The organism is Paraburkholderia kururiensis JCM 10599 = LMG 19447 (genome assembly GCF_003986935.1).
GTDB lineage: Bacteria > Pseudomonadota > Gammaproteobacteria > Burkholderiales > Burkholderiaceae > Paraburkholderia > Paraburkholderia kururiensis.
The window spans coordinates 1-17,608 of the sequence record NZ_RJZE01000007.1 but is presented as its reverse complement, the minus strand read 5'-3'; the positions used below and the strand labels follow the sequence as shown (position 1 = coordinate 17,608).

Annotated in this window: 18 protein-coding genes and 1 tRNA gene; 11 read left to right on the top strand and 8 right to left on the bottom strand. The window is 55.8% G+C overall.

Annotated features, from left to right (window positions below; all coding sequences use genetic code 11):
- Nucleotides 1-8: 8 nt before the first annotated feature.
- The 6 genes from PKKP23_RS09895 to recA all read right to left on the bottom strand — a co-directional run bounded on the left by PKKP23_RS09895 (nucleotide 9) and on the right by recA (nucleotide 5,704).
- Entirely contained in the window at nucleotides 9-731 is a 723-nt protein-coding gene (locus tag PKKP23_RS09895; protein ID WP_017772799.1) for a TerC family protein, read from the bottom strand.
- A gap of 161 nt (nucleotides 732-892) precedes the next feature.
- Complete coding sequence (sucD, locus tag PKKP23_RS09890; RefSeq protein ID WP_017772798.1) at nucleotides 893-1,774, bottom strand: succinate--CoA ligase subunit alpha; 882 nt, start codon at nucleotides 1,772-1,774, stop codon at nucleotides 893-895.
- Nucleotides 1,775-1,893: 119 nt separating this feature from the next.
- Nucleotides 1,894-3,060 carry an ADP-forming succinate--CoA ligase subunit beta gene (sucC, locus tag PKKP23_RS09885; RefSeq protein WP_017772797.1) on the bottom strand — a complete coding sequence of 389 codons (1,167 nt, stop codon included), beginning with the start codon at nucleotides 3,058-3,060 and terminating at the stop codon, nucleotides 1,894-1,896.
- Entirely contained in the window at nucleotides 3,057-3,806 is a 750-nt protein-coding gene (locus tag PKKP23_RS09880; protein ID WP_126876748.1) for a DUF2889 domain-containing protein, read from the bottom strand. The genes sucC and PKKP23_RS09880 overlap by 4 nt, the downstream gene beginning before the upstream one ends.
- 184 nt (nucleotides 3,807-3,990) lie before the next feature.
- Entirely contained in the window at nucleotides 3,991-4,671 is a 681-nt protein-coding gene (gene recX / locus PKKP23_RS09875; RefSeq protein ID WP_126876891.1) for a recombination regulator RecX, read from the bottom strand.
- On the bottom strand, nucleotides 4,625-5,704 hold the full coding sequence (gene recA / locus PKKP23_RS09870; protein ID WP_017772794.1) for a recombinase RecA: 1,080 nt from the start codon (nucleotides 5,702-5,704) through the stop codon (nucleotides 4,625-4,627). The genes recX and recA overlap by 47 nt, the downstream gene beginning before the upstream one ends.
- Nucleotides 5,705-5,967: 263 nt before the next feature.
- On the opposite strand from recA, the gene PKKP23_RS09865 reads away from it, so the two are divergent.
- From PKKP23_RS09865 to PKKP23_RS09845, 5 genes are all read left to right on the top strand, one after another.
- A complete protein-coding gene (locus PKKP23_RS09865; RefSeq protein ID WP_240658862.1) occupies nucleotides 5,968-6,891 on the top strand; it encodes a response regulator transcription factor in 924 nt (307 codons plus the stop codon).
- Nucleotides 6,892-6,898: 7 nt separating this feature from the next.
- Nucleotides 6,899-8,479: a sensor histidine kinase gene (locus PKKP23_RS09860; protein ID WP_126876746.1), complete on the top strand. Its 1,581-nt coding sequence runs from the start codon at nucleotides 6,899-6,901 to the stop codon at nucleotides 8,477-8,479.
- A gap of 291 nt (nucleotides 8,480-8,770) precedes the next feature.
- Complete coding sequence (locus tag PKKP23_RS09855; RefSeq protein ID WP_026121035.1) at nucleotides 8,771-10,429, top strand: MFS transporter; 1,659 nt, start codon at nucleotides 8,771-8,773, stop codon at nucleotides 10,427-10,429.
- Nucleotides 10,430-10,636: 207 nt separating this feature from the next.
- Nucleotides 10,637-10,713 (top strand) — tRNA-Met (locus PKKP23_RS09850).
- A 74-nt stretch (nucleotides 10,714-10,787) separates the two neighbouring features.
- The gene (locus PKKP23_RS09845) at nucleotides 10,788-12,164 is read left to right on the top strand and encodes a site-specific integrase (RefSeq protein WP_126876745.1); all 1,377 of its coding nucleotides are present in this window, start codon (nucleotides 10,788-10,790) and stop codon (nucleotides 12,162-12,164) included.
- 82 nt (nucleotides 12,165-12,246) lie between these two features.
- Here the strand turns inward: PKKP23_RS09845 and PKKP23_RS09840 are convergent, their stop codons facing one another.
- The gene (locus tag PKKP23_RS09840) at nucleotides 12,247-12,594 is read right to left on the bottom strand and encodes a helix-turn-helix domain-containing protein (protein WP_081601725.1); all 348 of its coding nucleotides are present in this window, start codon (nucleotides 12,592-12,594) and stop codon (nucleotides 12,247-12,249) included.
- Between the two features lie 160 nt (nucleotides 12,595-12,754).
- Here PKKP23_RS09840 and PKKP23_RS09835 point away from each other — a divergent pair, with 160 nt between their 5' ends.
- The 4 genes from PKKP23_RS09835 to PKKP23_RS33745 all read left to right on the top strand — a co-directional run bounded on the left by PKKP23_RS09835 (nucleotide 12,755) and on the right by PKKP23_RS33745 (nucleotide 15,384).
- Nucleotides 12,755-13,609, top strand: a complete 855-nt coding sequence (locus PKKP23_RS09835) for a hypothetical protein (protein ID WP_126876744.1) — start codon at nucleotides 12,755-12,757, stop codon at nucleotides 13,607-13,609.
- 14 nt (nucleotides 13,610-13,623) lie between these two features.
- Entirely contained in the window at nucleotides 13,624-14,109 is a 486-nt protein-coding gene (locus PKKP23_RS09830) for a hypothetical protein (RefSeq protein WP_126876743.1), read from the top strand.
- 11 nt (nucleotides 14,110-14,120) lie between these two features.
- Entirely contained in the window at nucleotides 14,121-14,402 is a 282-nt protein-coding gene (locus PKKP23_RS09825) for a putative periplasmic lipoprotein (protein ID WP_126876742.1), read from the top strand.
- Nucleotides 14,403-15,216: 814 nt separating this feature from the next.
- A complete protein-coding gene (locus tag PKKP23_RS33745; protein ID WP_161978089.1) occupies nucleotides 15,217-15,384 on the top strand; it encodes a hypothetical protein in 168 nt (55 codons plus the stop codon).
- A gap of 184 nt (nucleotides 15,385-15,568) precedes the next feature.
- Here PKKP23_RS33745 and PKKP23_RS09820 read toward each other — a convergent pair whose 3' ends face one another.
- Nucleotides 15,569-16,054 carry a hypothetical protein gene (locus PKKP23_RS09820; RefSeq protein WP_126876741.1) on the bottom strand — a complete coding sequence of 162 codons (486 nt, stop codon included), beginning with the start codon at nucleotides 16,052-16,054 and terminating at the stop codon, nucleotides 15,569-15,571.
- Between the two features lie 75 nt (nucleotides 16,055-16,129).
- Here PKKP23_RS09820 and PKKP23_RS09815 point away from each other — a divergent pair, with 75 nt between their 5' ends.
- The gene (locus PKKP23_RS09815) at nucleotides 16,130-16,810 is read left to right on the top strand and encodes a plasmid mobilization protein (RefSeq protein WP_126876740.1); all 681 of its coding nucleotides are present in this window, start codon (nucleotides 16,130-16,132) and stop codon (nucleotides 16,808-16,810) included.
- On the top strand, nucleotides 16,810-17,484 hold the full coding sequence (locus PKKP23_RS09810) for a relaxase/mobilization nuclease domain-containing protein (protein WP_126876739.1): 675 nt from the start codon (nucleotides 16,810-16,812) through the stop codon (nucleotides 17,482-17,484). The genes PKKP23_RS09815 and PKKP23_RS09810 overlap by 1 nt, the downstream gene beginning before the upstream one ends.
- Nucleotides 17,485-17,608: the final 124 nt, after the last annotated feature.

Here is a 17,608-nt window from a genome sequence, read left to right as displayed (position 1 = left end):
CGACGGGCTCAATGCGTGCCGGAGGAACCCGCTGTCGCACGTCGCTCGTTGCGGCGCTTCAGCACGTATCCGAGTACTACGACAAAGACTGCGCAGCCGATAGAAGCGCCGTATTCCGCGACAGGCGTGTCCAGTATCGGCCAGCGGTCGCCGGCAGGGTCGTTGATGATGAGTCCCCCCGCGATCCAGCCGAGCAGCGCCGCGCCGAGCGTCACCACGATCGGGAAGCGGTCCAGCAGCTTCAGCACGAGCTGGCTACCCCACACGATGAGCGGAATGCTCACGATGAGCCCAAAGATCACGAGCGCGATGCGGTGCTGCGGGTCGGCCTGCTCGGCTGCGCCGGCAATGGCGATCACGTTGTCGAGGCTCATCACCGCGTCGGCGACGATGATGGTTTTGATGGCCGAGATCAGCTTGTCGGCCGGCTTGACGTTGGAGTGGCCCTCCTGCGAAGGCGCGACGAGGCGCACGCCGATCCACAGCAGCAGCAGGCCGCCCGCGAACTTCAGCAGCGGAACGTCGAGCAGCACGACCGCAAACGCGATGAGCGCCACCCGCAGCACGATGGCGCCAGCGGTGCCCCAGATGACGCCGCGCATGCGCTGGCTGGCCGGCAGATCGCGGCAGGCGAGCGCAATGACGACTGCGTTGTCGCCGCCTAGCAGGATGTCGATGATGACGATCTGAAAGACTGCGGGCCAATGGAGTGTCGTGAAAAACTCGAGCATGGACAGGCAATGAGAGTGGGAGAAGGCGAACGCGCGGCCAACAAAAAAAGCGAGGAAGCAATCTTCGCTCCCTCGCTCTGTCTTGTTACGCCACGAAAGGGTTCCGTAAGCGTATCAGAAAAACGCGGCGGCGCGCTGTTGCGCGGCCGGCGCGTTACTGGTTACAGCACCGACTTCAGCAGGCGGCCCATTTCCGACGGGTTCTTCGTGACTTTGATGCCGCAGGCTTCCATGATCTCGAGCTTCGCTTCGGCGGTATCCGCACCGCCGGAGATCAGCGCGCCGGCGTGGCCCATGCGCTTGCCCGGAGGCGCCGTCACGCCCGCGATGAAGCCCACCACCGGCTTCTTCATGTTGTCCTTGATCCAGTAAGCGGCGTTCGCTTCGTCCGGACCACCGATCTCACCGATCATGATGACGGCGTCCGTGTCCGGATCGTCGTTGAACATCTTCATGACGTCGATGTGCTTGAGACCGTTGATCGGGTCGCCGCCGATACCGACTGCCGACGACTGGCCAAGGCCGAGCGCCGTCAGTTGGCCAACCGCTTCGTACGTCAGCGTGCCCGAGCGCGACACCACGCCGATGCGGCCCTTGCGGTGAATGTGACCCGGCATGATGCCGATCTTCAGCTCGTCCGGCGTGATGGTGCCGGGGCAGTTCGGTCCGAGCAGCAGCGTCTTGCGGTTCTCGCGGCGCATGCGGTCCTTCACTTCGATCATGTCGCGCACGGGAATGCCTTCCGTGATACAGATCGCGAGATCGAGGTCGGCCTCGACGGCTTCCCAGATCGCGGCGGCAGCGCCTGCGGGCGGCACGTAGATGACCGAGACGGTCGCGCCCGTTTCGGCCTTCGCTTCCTTGACGCTCGCGTAGATGGGAATGCCTTCGAAGTCTTCGCCGGCCTTTTTGGGGTTCACGCCTGCAACAAACGCCTCACGGCCGTTTGCGTATTCGCGGCACGCACGGGTATGGAATTGACCGGTCTTGCCGGTAATGCCCTGCGTGATGACCTTGGTGTCCTTGTTGATCAGAATCGACATGTATTGACCTCTGTTCGTTTGGCGTCGCGCCATGCGCCCAGTCCGGCTTGCCTGCGCCTTGCAGCGGGCTGGCCGGCTCACGCGCGTCGCGCCGCCATGCGTGTTCGGTGAAGCGCCCTTTACTTGCCTTCGGCTGCCGCGACGACCTTCTGCGCAGCCTCTTCCATGCTGTCTGCCGAGATGATCGGCAGGCCGGAATCGGCCAGCATCTTCTTGCCGAGGTCCTCGTTCGTGCCTTTCATGCGCACGACGAGCGGCACTTGCAGATGCACGGCCTTGGACGCAGCGATCACGCCTTCGGCGATCACGTCGCAACGCATGATGCCGCCGAAGATGTTGACCAGAATGGCCTTCAGGCCCGGGTTCTTCAGCATCAGCTTGAAAGCTTCCGTGACCTTCTCCGTCGTGGCGCCACCGCCGACGTCGAGGAAGTTCGCGGGCTCGCCGCCGAACAGCTTGATGGTGTCCATCGTGGCCATCGCAAGGCCTGCGCCGTTCACGAGACAGCCGATGTTGCCGTCGAGCGAAATGTAGGCGAGGTCGAACTTCGACGCTTCCACTTCAGCCGGGTCTTCTTCGTCCAGATCGCGGTACGCCACGATCTCCGGATGACGGAAGAGCGCGTTCGAGTCGAAGTTGAACTTGGCGTCGAGTGCGATGACCTTGCCGTCGCCGGTCAGGATCAGCGGGTTGATTTCGGCGAGCGATGCGTCCGTCTCCCAGAAGCCCTTGTAGAGGCCCTGAAGGATGGCGCGTGCCTGGGGAATCGAAGCGTCGGGAATGCCGATCTGCTTTGCGAGGCCGTCGGCTTCGGCGTCGGTCAGGCCCGTGGACGGCTCCACCGCGACCTTGTGGATGGCTTCCGGCGTCTTGGCGGCCACTTCTTCGATATCCATGCCGCCTTCGCTCGAGGCCATCACGACGACCTTCTGCGACACGCGGTCGATCACGATACCGACGTACAGTTCCTTCTTGATGTCCGCGCCTTCTTCGATCAGCAGGCGGTTCACCTTCTGGCCTTCCGGACCGGTCTGGTGCGTCACGAGCTGCATGCCGAGAATCTGGTTCGCGTACTCACGCACCTGATCCAGCGACTTCGCGACCTTCACGCCACCGCCCTTGCCGCGACCGCCCGCGTGGATCTGCGCCTTGACGACCCACACCGGGCCACCCAGCTCTTCAGCAGCCTTGACGGCGTCGTCCACCGAGAAGACCGGCTTGCCGCGCGGTACCGCGACTCCGAATTTCCGCAGGATTTCCTTACCCTGGTACTCGTGAATCTTCATGCGTGATTCCCTTCAGTCTGAGAGTTGGATTGAACTTCGTTTCCGCTTTTCTTGTTCAGGCCGGACGCGCCGTCGGCGTCGCCGCCGCGGTCCATCTGCCTGCCGGTTTCAATGGAATCCGCCGCGCGCGCCGCGTCGCGCGGCGCATGCCCGTACCAGCGCGGATAGAACTGTCGAACCGCCTCGCCGTCGAATCGCAGCGCGTGGCAGCGACCGAGCTGGGAAGGCGGGTTGTCTGCGGTGCGCCCGTCGTCGCCTGTGTTGCGAGCGGACTCGCGCTTGCCGCTTCCCTGCTCCGGCGCGCTATCGCCCGTATGCCACACGTCGCCGGCGAACGCCTGAATGGCGGCGGTGGGCAGCACGGCACATAGCTCCGTGAGGTGCGTGCAACCCGCCGTGCCGGCCAGCAGTTGGGCAGCATCGCGACGAAAATTACGGAGCAGATTGAGCCCAATGAGGGCGCGATAAGCGGGATTGGCGGCTTCGCATTGACCAGGATAGGGCACCCAGTCGGACGACGCGACGGCGTCGACGACATTGAGCTCCCGATCGATCGTGATGCGAAGCCAGAGTTCATGAATTGGCAGACCGTTGCGACGGACACCCGACGCAAGGGCCACATCGCGCGGCTTCTGGTCGGTCAGGCATGCCTCGATATCCCATAAACCGTCTTCGCGCTCGTAGGCTTCTGCCCGAATCGCACGCGTATGGCGCAACTTGCGGGAGACAGGCAGGGGAAGCGGCATGCGGAAAGGCGAGGCTGTGTTGAGAAACCTCACAATTTTAGCATAGCGGGTATTTCCCACTTGGGGAAACCCCGTGGAGGTATCGCATCACTCCTGCAGACGTTGAGGTGCGCGAGACCGGAAGCCGAGTGCCAGATTCAGGCGCGGACTAAAAGGCTCAGCGAGGCCTCCGTGAAGGGCTGGATCAAGGTTCGGGCCAGTCGTCTTCCATGCCCTTCAGGATTTTCGCGATGGTGGCGTGAGAAAAGCCACGCGCGGCCAGGAAGCGCGCCTGACGCGCCCGCTCGGCGGGCGTTTCGGGAAGCTGGCCGTACTTTCGGCGCCATACGGATTGAGCGCGCGCCAGTTCAGTTTCGCGAAGTTGGGCGCTGACCTGCTCGATAAGCGTGTCGCCCACAGCGTGCCGTTTCAGTTCGCCAACAATACGGCCGGCGCCAAGCCGGGATGCCCGCCGATGAACGAGACTCTCGGCGAAGCGCGAATCCGAAAGCCAGCCTTCCCGCTCGAGCGATGCCAGCAGCGCATCCAGTTCGCCGACGTCCTCGACGAACGGCATCAGCTTGCGGGAAAGTTCTGAACGGCTGTACTCGCGGCGAGAGAGGTAAGCCAGCGCACGCGCCTTGGGTGAACGGCCGGGGCGCTGCTGGGTGCCAGCCGATGAATTTGGGCGCGCGGTCGTGGACCGTGCGCGTTCCGAGGACCGGCTGAACGCCGGCCCATCGGTGGTGTCGTCGCCTGGATGCGCTGGGTCCGCGGCATGTGGATCAAGCCGCGCAGGCGGCACCGGCGCGGACGGACCCTTGCGCATCACGTGACGATCACTCCTCTTCGCCTGCGACTTCGACGTCGTCCGACTGGACCGCATCAGCCGGCATCGCAACCACGCCGAGGGATTCGCGAATACGGTTTTCGATTTCCCGGGCGATGTCCGGATTCTCGCGCAAGAATTCACGCGCGTTGTCCTTGCCCTGACCAATGCGTTCGCCGTTATAGCTGTACCACGCACCTGCCTTGTCGACGATCTTGGCCTGCACGCCAAGATCGATGATCTCGCCCTGGCGTGAAATGCCTTCACCGTACAGGATGTCGAACACCGCTTCGCGGAACGGCGGCGACACCTTGTTCTTGACGACCTTCACGCGCGTTTCGTTACCGATCACCTCATCGTTCTTCTTGATCGAACCGATACGGCGAATGTCCAGGCGCACCGACGAGTAGAACTTCAGCGCGTTGCCGCCCGTGGTGGTTTCCGGATTGCCGAACATCACGCCGATCTTCATGCGAATCTGGTTGATGAAGATCACGAGGCAGTTCGTACGTTTGATCGTGCCGGTGAGCTTGCGCAGCGCCTGCGACATCAGACGCGCTTGCAAACCGGGCAGCGAGTCGCCCATTTCGCCTTCGATTTCGGCCTTCGGCACAAGTGCCGCGACCGAGTCGATCACGATCATGTCGATCGAACCCGAGCGCACCAGCGCATCAGCTATTTCCAGCGCCTGTTCGCCGGTGTCGGGCTGCGAGATCAGCAGTTCCGGCACGTTGACGCCAAGCTTGCTTGCGTACTGAACGTCGAGCGCGTGTTCCGCGTCGATGAACGCCGCCGTGCCGCCCAGCTTCTGCATTTCGGCGATCACCTGCAGCGTGAGCGTGGTCTTGCCCGACGACTCAGGACCGTAGATTTCGACCACCCGACCGCGCGGCAAGCCACCGACACCCAATGCGATGTCGAGGCCGAGCGAGCCGGTAGACACCACCTGGATGTTTTCCACTACCTCGCCGTCGCCGAGCCGCATGATCGACCCTTTGCCGAACTGCTTTTCGATCTGCGCGAGCGCAGCAGCAAGCGCCTTGCTCTTTTCAGCAGTCAGTCCAGCCGAGCCTTTCTTGCTTTCTTCCATGAATCGTCCTTTGCTATGATGAACGGCGTCTGAGGCAGATGTGCAGGCCGCTGCAGGACACGTTGGTACACGCGCCGCTGCGATTGCACATGAATCTCGGACACTGTATAAAAAAACAGTAGTTTTGGCAAGCCCGGCAAGCCGGATTCCTGAGTTCGGGCTTCGTACCGGAGCCGACACCCGCCGCCGCCACGACACTTTTGGAGACCGCGCTGAGCGCCGCGCGACAACACGGCGCCGGCCCAAGCAACGCTGGGCGCATCATGCGAATTCTCATTGCCGAAGACGACAGCATACTCGCGGACGGTCTTGTCCGATCACTCCGCCAATCGGCCTATGCGGTCGACCACGTCAAGAACGGCGTGGAGGCGGATACCGCGCTGTCGATGCAGTCTTTCGACCTCCTGATACTCGATCTCGGCCTGCCGCGCATGCCCGGGCTCGAGGTGCTGCGCCGCCTGCGCGCCCGCAACTCGAATCTGCCCGTGCTGATCCTCACGGCCGCGGACAGCGTGGACGAACGCGTCAAAGGGCTCGACCTCGGCGCCGACGACTACATGGCCAAGCCGTTCGCCCTCAACGAACTCGAAGCGCGTGTGCGCGCGCTGACGCGCCGCGGCGCCGGCGGCGGACCGACGGTCGTGCGTCATGGCGCGCTGTCGTTCGATCAGGTCGGCCGCATTGCGTGCATCAACGACCAGGTGCTCGATTTGTCCGCGCGCGAACTCGGCGTGCTCGAAGTGCTGCTGCAGCGGATTGGCCGGCTGGTATCGAAGGAACAGCTCGTCGATCACCTGTGCGAGTGGGGCGAGGAGGTCAGCAACAACGCAATCGAGGTCTACGTGCACCGGCTGCGCAAGAAGCTGGAGCCGGGCGGCGTGCGCATCGCGACGGTGCGCGGGCTCGGCTACTGCCTCGAAAAAGCGGCTCAGGCGCCCGTACCGGCGCCGGCGGCATCGGCCGCGGCTTCGGCGGCTGCGCCCGGCGCGCCTGCCGCGAACGACCCATCGGCGTCGTCGAAGCCGGTAGCGGGCTCGGCAGCGAGCGTTGAAGCTGGAGAAACCTCAGCGGCAAGCGGACTCGCCGCATCCGCCGCCCCATCCCCGGCATCGGCCGCCACCGGCTCGTCCGCCGCCGTCACGCCCACAAGCAAGCCCGCAATGCCGGCAACCCATCCGTACAAGTAAGGACAGCATGGCCGCGCCTCTCGATGTCCGGCGCGCTGCCGGTTCGCCCCCGCCTTCGCCGTCCGCTCCCGTACCGCTCGATGACGACACGCGCGACGCGCGCTACGAGAACCCTTTCGCGCCGCCCGACGAAACCGAGAGCGCCGCGCAGGCACGTCCGCGCTCGCTCTTCGGCGAGATTCTCGACTGGATGCTGGCGCCGCTGCTGCTGCTGTGGCCGATGAGCATCGCCGTCACCTACCTCGTGGCAAAGTCCATTGCCAACGGGCCGTTCGACCGCGCGCTGGAAACCGATGCCTACGTGCTCGCGCGGCAGATCCATCCCGTCAACGGCGTCGCCGAACTCACGCTGCCCGAGTCCACGCGTGACTTCCTGCGCGCGGACAACATCGACAGCGTGTTCTTCCAGGTGCTCGGCACGCGCGGCGAACTGGTGGCAGGCGAGCGCGACATGCCGCTGCCGCATGAAGACGATCGCCCGCAGCCCGGCATCGTCGAATTTCGCGACGACATGCTGCGCGGCAACGATATCCGCGTGGCCTACACGACTGTCGAGTTCCCGCAGACGCCCGGTGCACAGCCGGTGCTCGTGCAGGTCGCCGAAACACTCGACAAGCGCCGCCAGCTGGCCAACGACATCATCAAGGGCGTGATCCTCCCGCAGTTCGTGATTCTGCCGCTCGCCATCGTGCTTGTCTGGTTCGGCCTCTCGCGCGGGCTCGCGCCGTTGCATGCGCTGCAGTCGAATATCCGCGCGCGCCGACCGGACGACCTTTCGCCGCTCGAGGCGCGCCGCGCGCCACCCGAAATCGAGCCGCTCGTCACGTCGTTCAACGACCTGCTTACGCGCCTCGAACAGAACATGGAGCTGCAAAAGCGCTTCATCGCCGACGCCGCGCATCAGATGAAAACCCCGCTTGCCGGCCTGCGCACCCAAGCCGAACTCGCGTTGCGCCAGGAAGCGCCCGCGGAAGTTCATCGCTCGCTCCAGCAGATCGCGACGAGTTCCGAGCACGCGGCGCGGCTCGTCACGCAGTTGCTGGCGCTCGCGCGCGCCGAGAACCGCTTGTCCGGACAGATCTTCACGGCGGTGGACGTAGGTGAGGTGGCACGCAACGCCGTGCGCGACTGGGTGCAGGCAGCGCTCGTGAAGCAGATGGACTTGGGCTACGAAGGGCCCGACAGCGCGGACCCGAAGATCGAGGTGGAAGGACACCCGGTGATGCTGCGCGAGATGCTGTCGAACCTGATCGACAACGCGATGCGCTATACACCCGCCGGTGGCCGCATCACCGTGCGGGTACGCCCGGATGCGGCGGCGGGCGTCGTGCACCTGGAGGTCGAGGACACGGGGCCTGGCATCCCCCTCGCCGAACGCGAGCGGGTAACGGAGCGCTTTTACCGGATTCTCGGCCGCGAGGGCGACGGCAGCGGGCTGGGCCTTGCCATCGTCAAAGAAATCGCGACGATGCACGGCGGCACGCTCACGATCGAAGACAACGTGTACCAGGAAACGCCGCGCATGGCGGGCACGCTCGTGCGCATTACGCTGCGCATACGGGAAGCGATGCAGACGAATGCGTCCTGAAGCTTGCTCAACGCACGCTCAGGGAACCCTCAGCGGCACTTGCGAATACCCCAAGGACTTACCCTTACGGACAAGGTTTGCAACCGCAAATGGCACAGCAGAATTAACGACATAAGCATCCGTTGAAGCCATTTTCTGTGAATTTATCCGACAAAGACGTAATCACACCAGACGCAAAACTCCGCCAAAGCCCCCATTGCGCGTCAGTAACCAGTAAGTTTCCGTTCCAATAATGAGCCGCAGGTGCGTCTGTCCGGGCGCGCCTCACGAATATCAAAACGGAGACGACTTATGGCAACCGTAGGCGGACAGCTATCGCACGCACCCATGACAGGCGCCGAAAAACGGGTGATTTTCGCCTCGTCGCTGGGCACGGTTTTCGAGTGGTACGACTTTTATCTCGCCGGATCACTGGCGGCTTTCATCAGCAAGAGTTTCTTCTCCGGCGTCAATCCGACAGCCGGCTTCATCTTCACGCTGCTCGGCTTTGCCGCGGGTTTCGCCGTCCGACCGTTCGGCGCCATCGTCTTCGGACGCCTGGGTGACCTGGTCGGTCGCAAGTACACGTTCCTCGTCACCATCGTCATCATGGGTCTGTCGACGTTCGTGGTCGGCTTCCTGCCGGGTTATGCGTCCATAGGCATCGCTTCGCCCGTCATCTTCATCGTGATGCGGCTTGCGCAAGGTCTCGCGCTCGGCGGCGAGTACGGCGGCGCGGCAACCTACGTGGCAGAGCACGCGCCGGCCGGCCGACGCGGCTTCTACACCGCGTGGATCCAGACCACTGCGACGCTGGGCCTGTTCCTGTCGCTGCTCGTGATTCTCGGCGTGCGCACGTTCGTGGGCGAAGAGCAGTTCGGCGCATGGGCATGGCGCATTCCGTTCATCGCGTCGATCCTCCTGCTCGCCGTTTCGGTGTGGATACGGCTGCAACTGAACGAGTCGCCCGTGTTCGCGCGCATCAAGGCAGAGGGCAAGACGTCGAAGGCCCCGCTGACCGAAGCGTTTGGCCAGTGGAAAAACCTCAAGCTCGTGATCCTCGCGCTGATCGGCCTGACCGCCGGCCAGGCCGTGGTGTGGTACACCGGGCAGTTCTATGCGCTCTTCTTCCTGACACAGACGCTGAAGGTGGACGGCGCAAGCGCCAACATCCTGATTGCGATCGCACTCCTGATCGGCACGCCGTTCTTCCTGTTCTTCGGCTCGCTCTCGGACCGCATCGGCCGCAAGCCGATCATCATGGCCGGCTGCCTGATCGCGGCGCTCACGTATTTCCCGCTCTTCAAGGCGCTCACGCACTACGCCAACCCGGCGCTCGACGCCGCGACCCAGAAGTCGCCGATCGTCGTGGTCGCGAACCCGGACGAATGCTCGTTCCAGTTCAACCCGGTGGGCACGGCGAAGTTCACGTCGTCTTGCGATATCGCGAAGGGCGCGCTGTCGAAGGCCGGTTTGAACTACACCAACGTGGCAGCACCGGCCGGCACGATGGCGCAGATCAAGGTGGGCGATACCGTGGTCGAGGCGTATGACGGCAAGGCGACCGACGCAAAGGAAAAAGGCACCGCGTTCGACAAGTCGCTCGGCTCTACGCTGAAGGCCGCCGGCTACCCGCCGAAGGCCGACCCGTCGCAGATCAACTGGCCCATGTCGGTGGTGATCCTGACGATTCTCGTCATCTACGTGACGATGGTGTACGGCCCGATCGCCGCGATGCTGGTGGAAATGTTCCCGACGCGGATTCGCTATACGTCCATGTCGCTGCCGTATCACATCGGCAACGGCTGGTTCGGCGGCTTCCTGCCGGCCACGGCCTTCGCGATTGTGGCCACCAAGGGCGATATCTATTCGGGGTTGTGGTATCCGGTCGTGATCGCACTCGCGACGTTCGTGATCGGGATGCTGTTCGTGAAGGAGACCAAAGACTCGGACATCTACGCCCAGGATTGAGGGCACAGCGAACGGGGGTTCGACTGTGAAGCGCCAGGATGGATGGGGTTCCCGAAGCCTCATCTCATTGGAGGCGCCAATGTTTTGGGTGTCTTGGGCGCCCTCTCGTTGGCGTAGAAGTTCGGTCAAAGCACTGAAGGGGCGAAGAGGATGCCGGCAGGGGGGGTTGACAGCCACGACCGGCACCTTCATAATCCGCCTTCTTTCGGCGAATTAGCTCAGTCGGTTAGAGCGACGGAATCATAATCCGCAGGTCCGGGGTTCGAATCCCTGATTCGCCACCATCTTCAAAAAAGCCTTGTAGATCAATGGTCTACAAGGCTTTTTCTTTTGTCTGGTGTCACAGCAAGTGACACAGATGATCAAGATTCCCCGCCTACAACGCGACCGCCACGGCACCTACTATCTGCGAGTCGTCGTCCCGAAATCTCTTCAAACTGCCCTCAAACAGGTAGAGTTCAGGAAGTCCCTCGGCACGAAGGATTTCCAGCAAGCAAAATTGCTTGCGCTCCACTTCAACATTCAGATCGAGAGCAGTAGGATGAGCAAGCCGAAAATCACCGATTTCGTTATCCAGCCGAGCGACCTCGACAAATACCGAATTAATCTCAAAGACGGAATCATCGAAGCGACTGACGCGGAAGACCATGCACGAGCAATGGATGCCATTGAGAAAATGGGCAGGTTTAAAGACGCTGTTACAGTCGCTGCCGGAAAACTAGAAACGAAATCCCTGTTGCTGTCAGATGTTGTCGAAAAATATCTGCTTGAGAAGAAGTTCGACAATAAAGACAGCACGCTCTACGAGAAGAAGAATTGCTATAACGATTTCATCGAATTTTCGAAAGGCCCAAGAATTGGCTCGGTAAACGATGAAACGGCTATTGCGTACAAGCAAAACATGCTGGCCAATAATATTTCAGCGCGCCGAATCAACGCAAAAATTTCCTTTCTCAATGATTTGTTTGAATTTGCCATCAACAATAAATATTATTTCCAAACAAATCCATTCACGAAAATCCGAATTTCAGCAAAAAGTCGGCTCGCACAGAATGAAACTCATTGGGTCGCATACATCGATGAAGAACTGAAGAAAATTTTTTCTCCAAAGCACTATGGCTTCATGAGGCGAAAACCCGACTACTTCTTTGGTCCACTTATCGCACTCTTTACTGGAATGCGCATCGAAGAAATCTGTGCAATGCGTGTGGATCTGATCAAGGAGGAAGCGGGAATTCATTACTTTGACATTCCTGCCGATATAGCGAAAACGCAAAAATCTATACGTAAGGTTCCGATCAGCGACGCAATTGTCTCAACTGGATTTCTCGATTATGTAGCGGACGTGCGAAAACACGGGAAATCGCATATTTTCTTTTATTTGCCACCCAGTGGAAAAAACGGATTCAGCAAAAATCTGAGCCGTCGCTATGGCCAATATCTGGACACAAGCGCAATCAACATCATTAGTCCGGAAAAAGTTTTTCACTCGTTCCGAGCAACATTCATTAATTACTTGACCGACCTAAACACCAATCCGGCTCTTGTTATGTCTTTAGTTGGACACATCGAACAAAATCTGGTCAATGTCAAACTTAACTCAGTCCATTTCACCAAGTACCAAGCGGAGAAATCGCTTGCCACTCTAAAAAACATCGTGGATATTGTGAATTTTCCGTTTCTCGATCTTTCCCAGTTTAAATATCATCGATCGATGTTCAATATTTGGAAGTAAATTTCAATTCAGAAAAATAATCAAGCTCATTTCCCGCTTGATAATGGCAAGTAAACTTCACTCACCATTATCAAACAGGTTTTTATCTCGCTTTCAATCTCCCCGCAAATTCGCTTAGCCAATGGACCAACATTTGCCGGTCCGATAAAGAAACGCCCTCCAATACACTGGCAATTTCATTGGCTTGGTCTATCGTTCGTGTTGACGATTCGCCTAATAAATCCTCAGTTTTACATCTAAACAGTTCCGCCAGTTCAGCAAGCCTGACGACCGTAGGAATGGCTGTCCCACGTTCCACGCGTGCAATCGCTTCTCGTTGCAGGCCGAGCTTCTCGGCAACCTGTTCTTGCGTGAACCCTGCTTCCACCCGCTTTTTTGCGACGGTTCGCCCAACCGCAACAGCTAGAGCTTGCTCTGCTGACTTGTCCATAGCTCGTTCTCCAATGCTACTTCAATCGTCGCAGTGCAACGTCTTGACATGTAGCCCTTTTAAGGTTGCAATGCTACGTCGCGAGTAGCAGTCAACGATAATTGGCGCCAGAGGAAGCACATGCGACTTCTGGCAGAGCATCCACATTGAGGAACCAGCCTTGAAGAACCCAAAGTTGCGTCAGATTGGCGTCACCACACTTGTCTCATCAATACTTGCTGGTTGTGGTGGCGGTGATGATGGAAACAGCAACACCAGCAACAGCACCAGCCAGTTGCAACCATACTCAGTTGATTACATTGATTACAACGCTAGCGCCGGAATCTCAGCTTCGCCCTGGAATGGTGCGCAGTTCGTTGATAACTTGCCGACGAAAACAAACGCTCAAACAATCACTCAAGGCGGTTGGACAGGACAGCTTACTTATGGGACTTCTAGCAAAACGAGCATTTTGCAAGTCACTAATAATGTGGTTGCGAATACAAGTCCAATTAGTGTTTCGGGTACTGCCACAACGAAAATCTTCGATCCATACGGCACAACAGGAATTCCTCTCGGCACGTCAGTTGAGCCAAATCTCGACGGTGCATATGAAATTTGTGGTCCAGCACCGGCCGGAAGTATTAGCGACAATGGTTTTGCGGCAACCAACGTTTTGATTACGAGTAGCGCAACTCTCGTCACAAACGTAAGTGAGCTTGCCGGTCAGACGTTTAAATTTAATCAATATTGCGACCCGGTAAATCAGAGCAATCCGCAAACTTTGAGTTTTGACTCAAGTGGAAACGCCACTTTCGAGTTATATACAGGGTCGAGCAATTCAGGCAATTTGACTCCAACTCAAGTCACATCATCGGCTTTTCAATCTGCGATGAATGGAATTCCTTACGGCGACCAGCAACAAGGACAAGTAATTTGGTCGGTTTATCGCTTTCTTACAGCAACGAATAGCGTGAAATACATCGTGATCGAGCGAGGTAGTGCCGATGGCAATTATATTGGCATTTGGTATTGATCAAGGAAAACATCGTGGAAAGCACATTCTCAGCGCAATTTGAAACCGTCCAACAAAGTGACGGTAGCACAACCATCAAATATCGCGTCAAAATCTATCAAGGTCCAAACGGTGCAAAAGCTACAACGTTTGCATTGCTCGGCTCGCTGGTTTACTTCTATCTCACGTGGGCATTTTCACTCGTTTCATCTCTGATTGCGCTTTTGATGCTCGCATTTTATGCACTGTGCGCCCACAAATTCATTACGGGCCGGGCAAAATCTGTGACTGTCATCCCCGGGCAAGGCTTACGCTGGTCACATCATCAACTGCCATTTTCTGAAATTAAAGATTTTGGCGTGATGCGTGTACAAGCAAATTCAATGGGACAACACAATGTCTCTGGCTATGTGTACGCCGAAAGTCGCGGCCGGGAAATCCCAGTTACTGAGCACGTGCCGTTTGCACTGGCAAGCGCAATTCGCGACGAAATTCACAACCGCTCATTTATCGTTATTTAAGAAACCTCACCATGAAGAAATATCTCGCCCTTATTGTAGTCCCTTTCCTTCTCTCGGCTTGCGGCAATAAGTTGAATGGAAACTACGAAAATTCGGACCATACCATGAAGCTCACATTCGAGTCGGAGGAAAAAGTTATCATCACTGGCGGTGGAGTCATGAATACAGAATTTAGCTATCAACTAGATGGTAAACTTCTCAAGATCCAACTTCCCGACGGCGTGCGCGTATTGACGCTGGAAGATAATGGCGACATTCAAGTGCCACCGAATATCATTCTGAAAAAGCAATAGAACTAAACCCACTCCAATGCAAAAAGGCGATCAATGGATCGCCTTTTTTGTTTTGCATCAGAACTGTATCAGTTCAGGTCTTCTCTGGACTTGCTTAATCATATTAGCGAGAATAAAACGAAAGTCAATAGCCAACCTGAAAATATTTCCAGAATTTACTTGACAAGCGCAAAAATCCGAATTAACTCTTAAGTTGGTGTTTTATGCGTCAGTAGTGTGTATTAGTTGGTTCTTCTCTAGACTTGTTGTCTGATATACAAAACCCTACTCCCGATTCAGAGCATCCAGTAATAATTTATAGCAAGTTGCAACGGTGTAGTGAAGCGTTAAATCAAAACTTAGTCATCACCCTTTGCCAAACATTCAGAGAATGCGAGCACTGACGAAACCAACTTCAAGCTATAAACGCGGTTACAAACTATCGACGATAGTAAAGTGGTTAGAATGGGATACTTGGAAAGCCACACGGAAGACAATCAGCAGACCCGCCAAGTGTGAAATTAGCTTCACGAACTGCAAATCGGCTACAGCTAACAATGAAAGTCGAAGGGATGGATGTGATACACACGAATCCTTCAAAGTCAAAAACTCGCAACCCTGCGGGTAGGGTAAGACTTTGAGGGAATTCGTGTGAAACACGAAAAGCGAAAAGTCAAAAAACAAAACAACAAGTCCCCCGAAATGAAATGAAGGAAAAATAGGCGATTTTATCTAGCCACATACTTTTTTCGACGCCTCCTCTTGAATTCGACAAATACAACCCCACGTCACGAGGATGCGATTGGGCGGTCCTTTCGCAGCTTTGGAGAAAATAATGGATACTTACTGCATTACTGCCGCAAATCACAACAATCCAAACGACAATCGCGCATCAGAATTTTATGTGCGAAAGAAAATTAAAAATGAAGATGGTACAATCGTATGGCGACGACTAGGAAAGAGAACGCTAAATGAAGTAGCTCTGCTTTTTGGCGCAAGGTGATAAAGTTTTGTCGGGAACGGCTACAAAAACCGGTGAAGACACATATGAAATCACCCCGGGCTACCCGATTGAGCTTGAACTTCGAATCGCAAAAAATGATAAGAACTTCAAGATTACCGATTTGCCCACGTTCTAACGCAAACCGACTGACAAAGAAAAGCACCCACTGGGTGCTTTTTTACGCCTAAATTGAAAATTTCTTCTCAAAAATTCGTTTTTCAGCCACTGCGAGAAGCGCGTCGTAAACTTCTCTCGCAAATTGGCGCTCACTATCTGTCGCATCGTCCGATGCCAAATAGTGATCATTTATATCGCCTGCCAAAAATCTAATCAGATTGTGCGGGAAATCCTCTGATTTACTCAGTCGATGATGCGAAAGTGATCCAACGTTAATATCGAACTCTAAAACCTCGTAATGCTCATTCACCCCGGCTGCCTTGTGAATCTCAATTTTTGTCGAACCGTGATCGATATCAGTTGGCTTACCGACGAAAAATTCGTACTCACTTCCTGAACGCATCACAATCTGAAGTGCGTATTTCAGATCCAGGTCACCGAAAAGTGCGCGATAACCATCCATAACCAAAACCAAATCCGCCACTTCTTCGGCATCTAAACCAAAATATTGCCCCGCATCTTTCGCCTTACACCACTTCAATTTTTTGCTCAATTTCGCCTCACTTGAAATCACAGCGCACGATCTTCAGGCTTCACAATTCGACGGTAAAACATAAATTCATCGCAGTTGGCTCAACTCTCGTTGTCAAGATCGCCTACTGCCAAGTTTGCCGATCATTTTATACGATGTGGCGTTACGGGAAAAATCAGTGTGCAGTCATTTTCATCACAGCACCCAGCGCAACATCTTAAAAGTCGAATCAAAGCGAGATCAAAATTTGACAATCAAATTCTATACTGCACCATTACACCAAAAACCGGGGCAAAACATAAGCAAGTTTACTCATCGTGCGCACTGTATGTGCGCTCAATGTATTGGGGCAAATTTTCGTTGAAAATTTGGGGAGCGGCCTTGCCTCTCGTTAAATATCCGATAGGATATAAGAACAAACAAAAAAATAATGAGGGCGCTGATATGAAGAAAGTTCGAATTCACTTCAAGATGACAGATGAAGATAAGTCAATATTAGAAGAAAAAATGAAGAGATGGGGATTTGACAACATGAGCGAATTCTTACGGTGCTTGATCCGTAGCGACGACAGCTTATATCTTCCAACACGCACACAACTAACTTATGAGATCAACAAAATTGGGGTGAATCTCAATCAAATCACAAGACATCTAAACGAAAGAAATCCCATTCATGTTTTGCTTTTAAATGATGTTGCTAAAATCAAAAGCGATCTCACATCAATTTTAAAATCCTTTGATGAATCCATCAAAGCGGAAAAGAAGTTGCCCCGCTAATGATTGTAAAGATTTTTGCTACCGGCGTTGGACGCGGGAAAGGACCTATCAACTATTTGCTGAGCGAAAAAGATCACACAGGCAAATCGAGAAGTGTCAAACCTGAAGTTTTGTGGGGAGATCCAAAGCTCACTCGCGACATCATTGACAACATAAAGAATAAGCAAAAGTACACGTCTGGAGTAATCGCGTTTCGCAAGGAAGAAAAGCTAAGTCGGAAAGATTATTTAAATATAATAGAGGAATTTCACAACTACATGATGCCACTCGGCAATGAGCGCATCAATTCCACATGGATTTTTCATTTTGACAAAGGACGGCCAGAGCTTCATTTCGTGGTTCCTAAAATCGACCTCAAAACAAATCTAGCTTTAAATATTTCACCGCCAGGCGAACAAAATCAAGAATATTTTCGGCTATTTGGTGCCATGATGAATGACCGCTATGGATTTGCGCAAGTCGTGCCGATCGATAACGACACTGGAATTACGATGAAAGCTAGCGAGCACAAATCAGGCACCGATACTGCCAAATTCAAAATAGACATCCATCGACGCATAAAAAACGAAATTCGCGTTGGAAATATCAAAAACCGCGATCAGTTAGTCGATTGGCTAAACACAAAATCGTTTCAAGTCGTAACGAAGTCTAGCAATTATCTAACCGTTAAGTAGTCGGACCTGAATAATCGTGCGAGGCGTATGCAGTAAGGCTGTGAAGCCGAAACGGTGTTGTTGGATTTGCAAGAAGCGGGCATATTGATGCGTGAATCCTGCAAATCCTGACGAGGTGTGGATG